The organism is Parabacteroides sp. AF17-3 (genome assembly GCF_003635445.1).
Lineage (GTDB): Bacteria > Bacteroidota > Bacteroidia > Bacteroidales > Tannerellaceae > Parabacteroides > Parabacteroides goldsteinii.
This window is the reverse complement of record NZ_QTMM01000023.1, coordinates 108,358-118,506: the sequence shown is the minus strand read 5'-3', so window position 1 is coordinate 118,506 and position 10,149 is coordinate 108,358. Positions and strand designations below refer to the sequence as shown.

Sequence of the window (10,149 nt, the reverse complement as noted above, 5' to 3'; positions counted from 1 at the left end):
CCCCCTATTTACATTCTCTTGGACGAAATTTATTTCATGGATGTTTCATGATACTTTATATAGTTAGTTAATATAGGCGACAGACAAAAGTAAGAGTTCTATACTGATTAAGCAAATTACTAAAAACAAAAAAGGCTTCCGGAAATAAACCGAAAGCCTTCTTTTATATTATATGATAAGCTATTTACTCATCATCTCTGTCCATCGCATTGAAATCAACAACATTCTTGCGGTTGGCAAAGATACGTTCGAATTCATCTTTAGCACCGACAACCAACTTGTCGAAATCTCTCTGACCTGTACCAGCCGGGATCAAGTGACCGCAGATAACGTTTTCTTTCAAACCTTCCAGACGGTCTACCTTTCCGTTGATAGCAGCTTCGTTCAACACCTTCGTAGTTTCCTGGAAAGATGCGGCAGACATAAAGCTGTTTGTCTGCAATGCAGCACGTGTAATACCCTGAAGGATCTGATTTGCAGTAGCAGGAACAGCGTCACGAACTTCTACAAGTTTCATGTCACGACGTTTCAACATACTGTTTTCGTCTCTCAGCTTACGGGCTGTTACGATCTGACCAGCCTGCATTGTCTGAGAATCTCCCGGATCCATAACAACTTTCTTGCCCCAGATACGATCGTTCTCATCCATTACTTCCAGCTTATCAACCACCTGCTGTTCCAGGAAGCGAGTATCTCCCGGATCAACCACTTCTACCTTACGCATCATCTGACGAACGATAACTTCGAAGTGTTTGTCGTTAATCTTCACACCCTGCAGACGGTAAACGTCCTGTACTTCGTTCACGATATATTCCTGAACAGCCGTCGGGCCCTTGATAGCAAGGATATCCGAAGGAGTGATAGCACCGTCGGACAACGGCATACCGGCACGGATATAGTCATTTTCCTGAACCAAAAGCTGTTTTGACAATGGCACCATGTACTTCTTCACTTCACCCAATTTAGAGGTTACAGTGATTTCACGGTTACCACGTTTGATCTTACCGAATCCAACTTCACCGTCGATTTCAGAAACGACAGCCGGGTTAGACGGGTTACGAGCTTCAAACAACTCGGTAACACGGGGAAGACCACCGGTGATATCACCAGCCTTACCTACTGCACGCGGTATCTTAACCAAAACTTCACCAGCCTTAACAGGATCGCCGTTCTCTTTGACAACGTGAGCGCCCAGCGGCAATGAATAGTTTTTCAGATAATTACCGTTTTCATCAACGATGTGAGCAGCCGGAGCTTTTGTCTTATCCTTAGATTCGATAATGATCTTTTCTTTCAAACCTGTAGTTTCGTCACTTTCAACTTTGTAAGTAACACCTTCTACAACGCTTTCAAATTCGATCTTACCGGAAACTTCCGATACGATAACGGCATTGAACGGGTCCCATTCAATAATTACGTCCCCCTTGCTAATCTTGTCTCCGTTATTGAAGAACAATTTAGAACCGTAAGGGATATTATGAGTCAGTAATACAATCTTCGTATTCGGATCAACGATACGCATTTCAGCCAGACGGCTTACTACTACCTGATACTTCTTACCTGCTGATGCATCATCAGCTTCTACGGCACGAAGTTCGTCGATTTCCAGAATACCGTCGTATTTAGATGTAATACTGTTTTCTGTTGCAATGTTAGATGCGATACCACCGACGTGGAATGTACGCAGTGTCAACTGTGTACCCGGCTCACCGATAGACTGTGCTGCGATAACCCCGACAACTTCACCCTTCTGAACCATACGGCCTGTAGCCAGGTTACGTCCGTAACACTTAGCACAAACACCTTTCTTGGATTCACAGGTAAGTACCGAACGGATTTCCACACTTTCGATAGGAGAATCCTGGATCAGCTTAGCAGCGTCTTCGCGAATTTCTTCACCGGCAGCAACAATCAATTCACCAGTCAACGGATGCTGGATATCATGAACAGATACACGTCCCAGGATACGTTCATACAGAGAAGCGATAACTTCTTCGTTATTCTTCAATTCCGTACAAATCAGACCACGAAGCGTACCACAGTCTTCTTCATTGATGATAACGTCATGCGATACGTCTACCAGACGACGAGTCAGGTAACCAGCATCGGCAGTCTTCAACGCGGTATCGGCCAAACCTTTACGAGCACCGTGGGTAGAGATGAAGTACTCCAACACTGACAAACCTTCTTTAAAGTTTGAAAGGATCGGGTTTTCAATAATCTGACCACCTTCAGCACCACTCTTCTGCGGTTTTGCCATCAAACCACGCATACCGGACAACTGACGAATCTGTTCTTTAGAACCACGGGCACCGGAGTCCATCATCATGAATACAGAGTTAAACCCGTCATTGTCATTTGTCAGCTGTTTCATCAGGATATTAGACAACTTACTGTTGACATGTGTCCATGTATCAATAATCTGGTTGTAACGTTCGTTGAAGGTAATGAAACCCATGCTATAGTTAGCCAGAATCTGTTCCACTTCATCGTAACCTTCTTTTACCAGGTCATCTTTTTCTGGCGGAATAAGCACGTCGGCCAGGTTGAATGACAGACCGCCCTTAAATGCCATGTAGTAACCCAGGTTCTTGATATCATCCAGGAACTGAGCCGTACGGGCAACACCACATATCTTGATTACTTTACCGATAATATCACGTAAAGATTTCTTTCCTAATACTTCATTGATATAACCAACTTCGAAAGGAACGAATTCATTTACCATCAAACGACCGATAGATGTTTCGATCATTTTACGCACCAGCTTGCCATCTTCTTCTACGTTATCAACGTAAACCTTGATAGGTGCATGGATATCTACTTTCTTTTCGTTATATGCAATAGTCGCTTCTTCCGGTCCGTAGAATACCAGACCTTCTCCTAATGTACCCTTACGCATCTTGGTGATATAATACAGACCAAGCACCATGTCCTGAGAAGGAACGGTGATAGGCGCACCATTAGCCGGGTTCAAAATGTTATGAGAAGCAAGCATCAGCATCTGTGCTTCCAATACAGCTTCATTTCCTAAAGGCAAGTGAACAGCCATCTGGTCACCGTCGAAGTCGGCGTTGAATGCCGTACAAGCCAACGGGTGCAACTGGATAGCCTTACCTTCGATCAGTTTAGGCTGGAATGCCTGGATACCCAAACGGTGCAGTGTCGGTGCACGGTTCAGCAACACAGGGTGACCTTTCATTACATATTCCAGGATATCCCAAACAACCGGTTCCTTACGGTCCACAATCTTCTTGGCAGACTTAACCGTTTTAACGATACCGCGTTCGATCAATTTACGGATAACGAAAGGTTTATAAAGTTCGGCAGCCATATTCTTCGGCAGACCGCACTCATGCATTTTTAATTCAGGACCTACAACGATAACCGAACGGGCAGAGTAGTCAACACGTTTACCCAACAAGTTCTGACGGAAACGACCTTGTTTACCTTTCAAACTGTCGGACAATGACTTCAACGGACGGTTAGCATCTGTCTTAACGGCACTCGATTTACGAGAGTTGTCGAACAGAGAGTCCACAGCTTCCTGAAGCATACGTTTTTCATTACGTAAGATTACTTCCGGAGCCTTAATATCGATTAATCGTTTCAGACGGTTATTACGGATAATAACACGACGATACAAATCATTCAAGTCGGATGTAGCGAAACGTCCGCCATCCAACGGAACCAACGGACGCAATTCCGGCGGAATAACAGGAACGACCTTTACGATCATCCATTCCGGTTTGTTACGGCCTCTGGATGCACGGAAAGATTCAACAACCTGCAAACGTTTCAACGCTTCGTTCTTACGTTGCTGTGAACCGTCCGTACTTGCACGGTGACGCAGTTCGTAAGATAGAGAATCCAAATCCAGACGAGCCAGCAAATCATAAACGGCTTCAGCACCGATCTTTGCAATGAACTTGTTAGGATCCGTATCTTCCAGCATTTGGTTTTCCTTTGGCAGGTTATCCAGAATCTGCAAGTATTCTTCTTCCGAAAGCAGGTCTAATTCAGCAACAGTGTCTACACAACCCGGCTGAATAACCACATAACGTTCATAATAAATGATAGAATCCAGTTTCTTGGTAGGCAAGCCTAACAGATACCCGATTTTGTTGGGTAGAGAACGGAAATACCAGATATGAGCGACAGGAACAACCAGATGGATATGTCCCATACGTTCGCGACGCACTTTCTTCTCTGTAACTTCTACCCCGCAACGATCGCAGACAATACCTTTATAACGGATACGCTTGTATTTTCCGCAATGACACTCATAGTCCTTGATCGGACCGAAGATACGTTCGCAGAAAAGACCGTCGCGCTCAGGTTTGTACGTACGATAGTTAATCGTTTCCGGTTTCAGAACTTCACCACTAGAGTTTTCAAGAATCTCTTCAGGAGAAGCCAGACCGATGGTTATTTTTGAAAAGTTACTCTTTATCTTGTTTTCTTTTCTAAAGGCCATATTGTTTATTTATAAAGAGTTATCAATAGATAAAGTAGATGAGCCGAAACCCACCTACTTATATTGTTGTTGAATTAATCCAGAGTAAAGCTTAAACCTAAACCTCTCAGCTCATGGAGCAATACATTCAGAGATTCCGGAATACCCGGTTGTGGCATCGGATCACCCTTCACAATTGCTTCGTAAGCTTTAGAACGTCCTACAACGTCGTCAGACTTAATTGTAAGAATTTCCTGAAGAACATGTGCGGCACCGAAGGCTTCCAGTGCCCAAACTTCCATTTCTCCGAAACGCTGACCACCAAACTGAGCTTTACCACCCAGAGGCTGTTGAGTAATCAAAGAGTACGGACCGATTGAACGGGCGTGCATCTTATCATCAACCATGTGACCCAGTTTCAGGAAGTACGTAACACCTACGGTTGCCGGCTGGTCGAAACGCTCACCGGTTCCACCATCGTACAGGTAAGATTTACCATACCGAGGAATACCAGCTTTGTCAGTCATCTCGTTCAGGTCATCCAGTGATGCACCGTCGAAAATCGGAGTAGCAAACTTCACTCCCATCGTTCTACCGGCCCAACCTAATACTGCTTCAAAAATCTGTCCCAGGTTCATACGGGAAGGCACACCCAGCGGGTTCAAGCAGATATCAACCGAAGTTCCGTCTTCCAGGAACGGCATATCTTCCTGACGAACGATCTTGGAAACAATACCTTTGTTACCGTGGCGACCGGCCATCTTATCACCTACCTGAATCTTACGTTTCTTAGCAATGTAAACCTTTGCCATCTGAACGATACCTGTCGGCAGTTCATCACCGATAGTAAGGTCGAATTTCTTACGTCTCAGTTCGGCATCCAGTTCTTTATATTTCTTCAGATAGTTCAGGATCACCTGCTTGATAAGTTCGTTCTTATCAGCATCGGCAGTCCATTTACTAACCTGAACAGCATTGTAATCCAGATCTTCCAAAGCCTTGCGACCAAACTTAGCGCCCTTCGCAATCACTTCAGTATTCATGTAGTCTTTAACACCCTGAGAAACTTTATTGTTAGTAAGCGTCAATAACTTTTCTACCAGTAAGTTCTTCAGGTCGGCCATCTTCATTTCGTATTCTTCATCCAACTTCGGAAGAATAGCCTTATCTGTCAATCTAGACTTACGTTTCTTAACAGCTTTAGAGAATAAAGCCGTATCGATAACAACACCACGAAGAGACGGAGTCGCTTTCAAAGAAGCATCTTTCACATCACCAGCCTTATCACCGAAGATTGCACGCAGCAATTTTTCTTCAGGAGAAGGATCCGATTCGCCCTTCGGAGTAATCTTACCGATCAGAATGTCACCCGGTTCGATACGGGCACCCACACGAACAATACCTCTTTCATCCAAATCTTTGGTAGCCTCTTCACTAACATTAGGGATATCGGATGTAAGCTCTTCCATACCACGTTTAGTTTCGCGCACTTCTAGGATATATTCATCCACGTGAACAGAAGTAAAGAAGTCCTCACGAACCATACGTTCGTTCAGTACGATAGCATCCTCATAGTTGTAACCTTTCCAAGGCATGTAAGCCACTTTCACGTTACGTCCCAAAGCAAGTTCACCCAGTTGAGTCGAATAACCCTCAGTCAGGATATCACCAGCCTCTACACGTTGGCCACGGTGACAAATCGGACGAAGGTCTACAGTCGTACTCTGGTTAGTCTTACGCCACTTCGGAATAACATAGGTCTTAACCGCATCTTCGAAGCTTACGAAATCTTCGTCTTCAGTACGGTCATATTTAATCTTGATACAAGTTGCATCAACAAAAACAACTTCACCGGCACGTTCTGCCATAATCTGAGTACGGGAGTCGCGAGCAACCTGTGCTTCGATACCTGTACCAACGATCGGAGCATCCGTACGCAACAAAGGAACTGCCTGGCGCATCATGTTAGATCCCATCAATGCACGGTTAGCATCATCATGTTCCAGGAACGGAATCAAAGAAGCTGCGATAGAAGCAATCTGCTGCGGAGCAACGTCCATCAAATCTACTTCTGAAGGCGGCACAACAGGGAAGTCTGCTTCAAAACGAGCTTTAACCCTTTCTAGAATAAACTTACCGTTTTCATCCAACGGAGCATTACCCTGTGCAATGGTCATTTCTTCTTCCTCTTCCGCTGTATAATATTGCAAAGAATCTTCTGAAAAATCTACCTTACCATCCACAACTTTACGATATGGGGTAGATATAAATCCCAGGTCATTGATTTTTGCATACACACAAAGAGAAGAGATCAAACCAATGTTCGGTCCTTCCGGTGTTTCAATCGGACAAAGACGGCCATAGTGTGTATAGTGAACGTCACGAACCTCGAATCCGGCACGCTCTCTTGACAAACCACCCGGTCCAAGGGCAGACAGACGACGTTTGTGAGTAATTTCAGCCAACGGGTTTGTCTGGTCCATAAACTGCGACAAAGCATTCGTTCCGAAGAAGGAGTTAACCACAGAAGAGATAGTCTTCGCGTTAATCAAATCGATCGGAGTAAATACTTCATTGTCGCGAACGTTCATACGCTCACGTACAGTACGTGACATACGAGCCAGACCGATACCGAACTGGTTGTATAACTGTTCACCTACAGTACGAACACGACGGTTACTTAAATGGTCGATATCATCCACGATCGCTTTTGAGTTAATCAATTCGATCAGATACTTGATGATCTCGATTATATCTTCTTTTGTCAAAACCTTAACATCATCACTGGTAGTAAGGTTCAACTTTTTATTAATCCTATAACGGCCTACTTCACCTAAATCATAACGTTTTTCAGAGAAGAACAGGTTCTGTATAACTTCACGGGCACTTGCTTCGTCTGCAGGTTCTGCATTACGCAACTGACGGTAAATATATAATACAGCCTCTTTTTCAGAGTTACTGGGGTCTTTCTGAAGCGTATTATAGATGATTGCATAATCTGAAAGATTCTGGTCTTCACGATGTAACAATACATTTTGTGTACCAGATTCCAGAATTGCTTCAATACTGTCGCTATCCAACACCGATTCACGGTCGATGATAACGTCATTACGTTCAATAGAAACAACTTCGCCAGTATCTTCATCTACGAAATCTTCCACCCAGGTTTTCAATACACGGGCAGCCAGCTTACGACCGATCAGTTTCTTCAGGTTTGCTTTTGAAACTTTTACTTCTTCAGCCAGGTTAAAGATTTCAAGAATATCTTTATCGCTTTCAAAACCAATAGCTCTTAAAAGGGTAGTTACAGGTAATTTCTTTTTACGGTCGATATATGCATACATCACATTGTTAATGTCTGTTGCAAATTCGATCCATGAGCCTTTAAACGGAATGATACGTGCTGAATACAATTTCGTTCCGTTGGCATGTGTACTCTGACCAAAGAATACGCCCGGAGAACGATGTAACTGTGAAACAACAACACGCTCAGCACCATTTATCACAAAAGTACCGCGATCAGTCATATAAGGGATCGGGCCCAGATATACATCCTGGATAACCGTATCGAAATCCTCATGATCCGGGTCTGTACAATACAGTTTTAACTTTGCTTTTAAAGGCACACTATAGGTTAATCCGCGGGCAATACATTCATCTATGCAGTAACGGGGCGGATCGATATAGTAATCTAAGAACTCCAACACAAAGTTGTTTCTGGTATCTGCAATAGGGAAATTCTCTGCAAACACCTTATACAAACCCTCCTTCTTTCTCTTCTCAGGAGGTGTGTCAAGTTGAAGAAAGTCTTGGAATGACTTCAATTGAACTTCGAGAAAGTCCGGATACGGAAACTGATTCTTAATCGAAGCAAAATTAACTCTTTGGTTTTCAGCTGTTGAAGACATCTAGTAAGGAATTTATTGAACTTATTGAAATTATAGACACAAAAAGGTTAAGAATCTCCTTTGAGGGAGACTCTTAACCAAATCACCTGGAAACCAGGTTATAAATACTATTTAAGCTCAACTTCAGCTCCAGCTTCTTCCAACTGTTTCTTTAATCCTTCAGCGTCAGCTTTAGCGATTCCTTCTTTGATTGCGCTAGGTGCACCGTCAACTAAATCTTTAGCTTCTTTCAAACCAAGACCAGTTAATTCTTTTACTGCCTTAACAACAGCCAATTTATTAGCACCAGCTGCTTTCAAAATTACATCGAAAGAAGTCTTTTCTTCTTCTGCAGCAGCAGCGCCACCAGCTGCAGGACCAGCAACAGCAACAGCTGCAGCAGCAGGTTCAATACCATATTCTTCTTTAAGGATTGTAGCCAGTTCGCTAACTTCTTTTACGGTCAGGTTTACTAATTGTTCTGCAAAAGCTTTCAAATCTGCCATTTTTGTATGATTTAAATGATTGTTTACTGTAAAATATTAAATAATTATCTTTCTTCCAAAGTCTTCAACAGACCATGGATAGTTTGTCCTGATGACTGAAGAGCAGAGATAACGTTCTTCGCCGGAGATTGCAACAATGCAATAACGTCGCCGATAAGTTCGTTTTTGCTCTTGATATTTACAAGGGCTTCCAGGTTTTCAGCACCGACATAGAAACTTTCCTGTACATAGGCAGCTTTCAATTCCGGTTTAGCCACTTCGCCTTTCTTGGCACCTTTAGTAAATTCTTTTATCAGACGAGCAGGAGCGTTAGCTGTCTGTGAAAACATAACAGCTGTATTGCCTTTCAAAGCAACCTGCAGCGGTGAGAAATCACCACCTACATTTTCCAGTGCTTTTTTAAGCAAGTTGTTCTTAACAACAACCAACTTGATTTCCTGTTTGAAACATTCTCTTCTCAATTTGCTTGTTTTCTCAGCATCCAATGCTTCGATATCAGTCAAATAGAAATTAGGATATTCCTTTACAGTTTCTGTAAGCTGGCTTATAACTATGCCTTTATCTTCCTTTTTCATTGTCCAACAATTTTAAATTAGTTTTCTTCAACTGATTTCGGGTCAATCTTAATACCCGCGCTCATTGTACTAGAAAGATAAATGCTCTTTATATATGTACCTTTAGCTGCAGACGGTTTCAACTTCAAAAGAGTTGAAATAAATTCCTTAGCGTTATCACGAATCTGATCGGCATTGAAAGATACCTTTCCGATTGATGTATGAACGATACCAGATTTGTCTACTTTAAAGTCGATCTTACCTTGCTTAACTTCCTTCACTGCGTTGCCGATTTCATTGGTAACCGTACCGCTCTTAGGGTTAGGCATCAAACCACGAGGGCCTAATACACGACCTAAAGCACCGATCTTACCCATGATAGAAGGCATAGTGATGATAACGTCAATATCAGTCCAACCACCTTTAATTTTGTCTATATACTCATCCAAGCCAACATAGTCAGCTCCAGCAGCAGTTGCTTCAGCTTCCTTGTCTGGTGTACATAATGCGAGAACCCTAACTTGTTTTCCTGTTCCGTGAGGCAATGAAACCACGCCTCTAACCATTTGATTGGCCTTACGGGGGTCAACTCCTAAACGAACATCCACATCTACAGATGCATCAAACTTAGAAGTAGTAATTTCTTTTACTAATGCTGATGCTTCTTTTAATGTATATGCTTTCCCAGCTTCAATCTTGCCCAAAGCCAACTTTTGATTTTTTGTCAGTTTACTCATTTCAATTGA

The 10,149-nt window shown here is 42.9% G+C and carries 5 protein-coding genes; all 5 read right to left on the bottom strand.

Going from position 1 to position 10,149, the window contains the following annotated elements; genetic code table 11:
* Positions 1-184: 184 nt before the first annotated feature.
* Positions 185-4,477 (bottom strand): DNA-directed RNA polymerase subunit beta', encoded by a 4,293-nt coding sequence (gene rpoC, locus DWW91_RS24875; RefSeq protein WP_007654173.1) that lies wholly within the window; start codon positions 4,475-4,477, stop codon positions 185-187.
* A 74-nt stretch (positions 4,478-4,551) separates the two neighbouring features.
* Complete coding sequence (gene rpoB, locus DWW91_RS24870) at positions 4,552-8,364, bottom strand: DNA-directed RNA polymerase subunit beta (protein WP_122329234.1); 3,813 nt, start codon at positions 8,362-8,364, stop codon at positions 4,552-4,554.
* A gap of 107 nt (positions 8,365-8,471) precedes the next feature.
* Positions 8,472-8,849 (bottom strand): 50S ribosomal protein L7/L12, encoded by a 378-nt coding sequence (gene rplL / locus DWW91_RS24865; RefSeq protein WP_007654177.1) that lies wholly within the window; start codon positions 8,847-8,849, stop codon positions 8,472-8,474.
* Positions 8,850-8,893: 44 nt separating this feature from the next.
* Positions 8,894-9,424 (bottom strand): 50S ribosomal protein L10, encoded by a 531-nt coding sequence (gene rplJ / locus DWW91_RS24860; RefSeq protein WP_007654179.1) that lies wholly within the window; start codon positions 9,422-9,424, stop codon positions 8,894-8,896.
* 17 nt (positions 9,425-9,441) lie between these two features.
* A complete protein-coding gene (rplA, locus tag DWW91_RS24855; protein ID WP_007654180.1) occupies positions 9,442-10,140 on the bottom strand; it encodes a 50S ribosomal protein L1 in 699 nt (232 codons plus the stop codon).
* Positions 10,141-10,149 lie beyond the last annotated feature (9 nt).

Coding starts and splice junctions, on each gene's coding strand:
- rpoC (WP_007654173.1), bottom strand. CDS start 4,477: ATGGCCTTTAGAAAAGAAAACAAGATAAAGAGTAACTTTTCAAAAATA.
- rpoB (WP_122329234.1), bottom strand. CDS start 8,364: ATGTCTTCAACAGCTGAAAACCAAAGAGTTAATTTTGCTTCGATTAAG.
- rplL (WP_007654177.1), bottom strand. CDS start 8,849: ATGGCAGATTTGAAAGCTTTTGCAGAACAATTAGTAAACCTGACCGTA.
- rplJ (WP_007654179.1), bottom strand. CDS start 9,424: ATGAAAAAGGAAGATAAAGGCATAGTTATAAGCCAGCTTACAGAAACT.
- rplA (WP_007654180.1), bottom strand. CDS start 10,140: ATGAGTAAACTGACAAAAAATCAAAAGTTGGCTTTGGGCAAGATTGAA.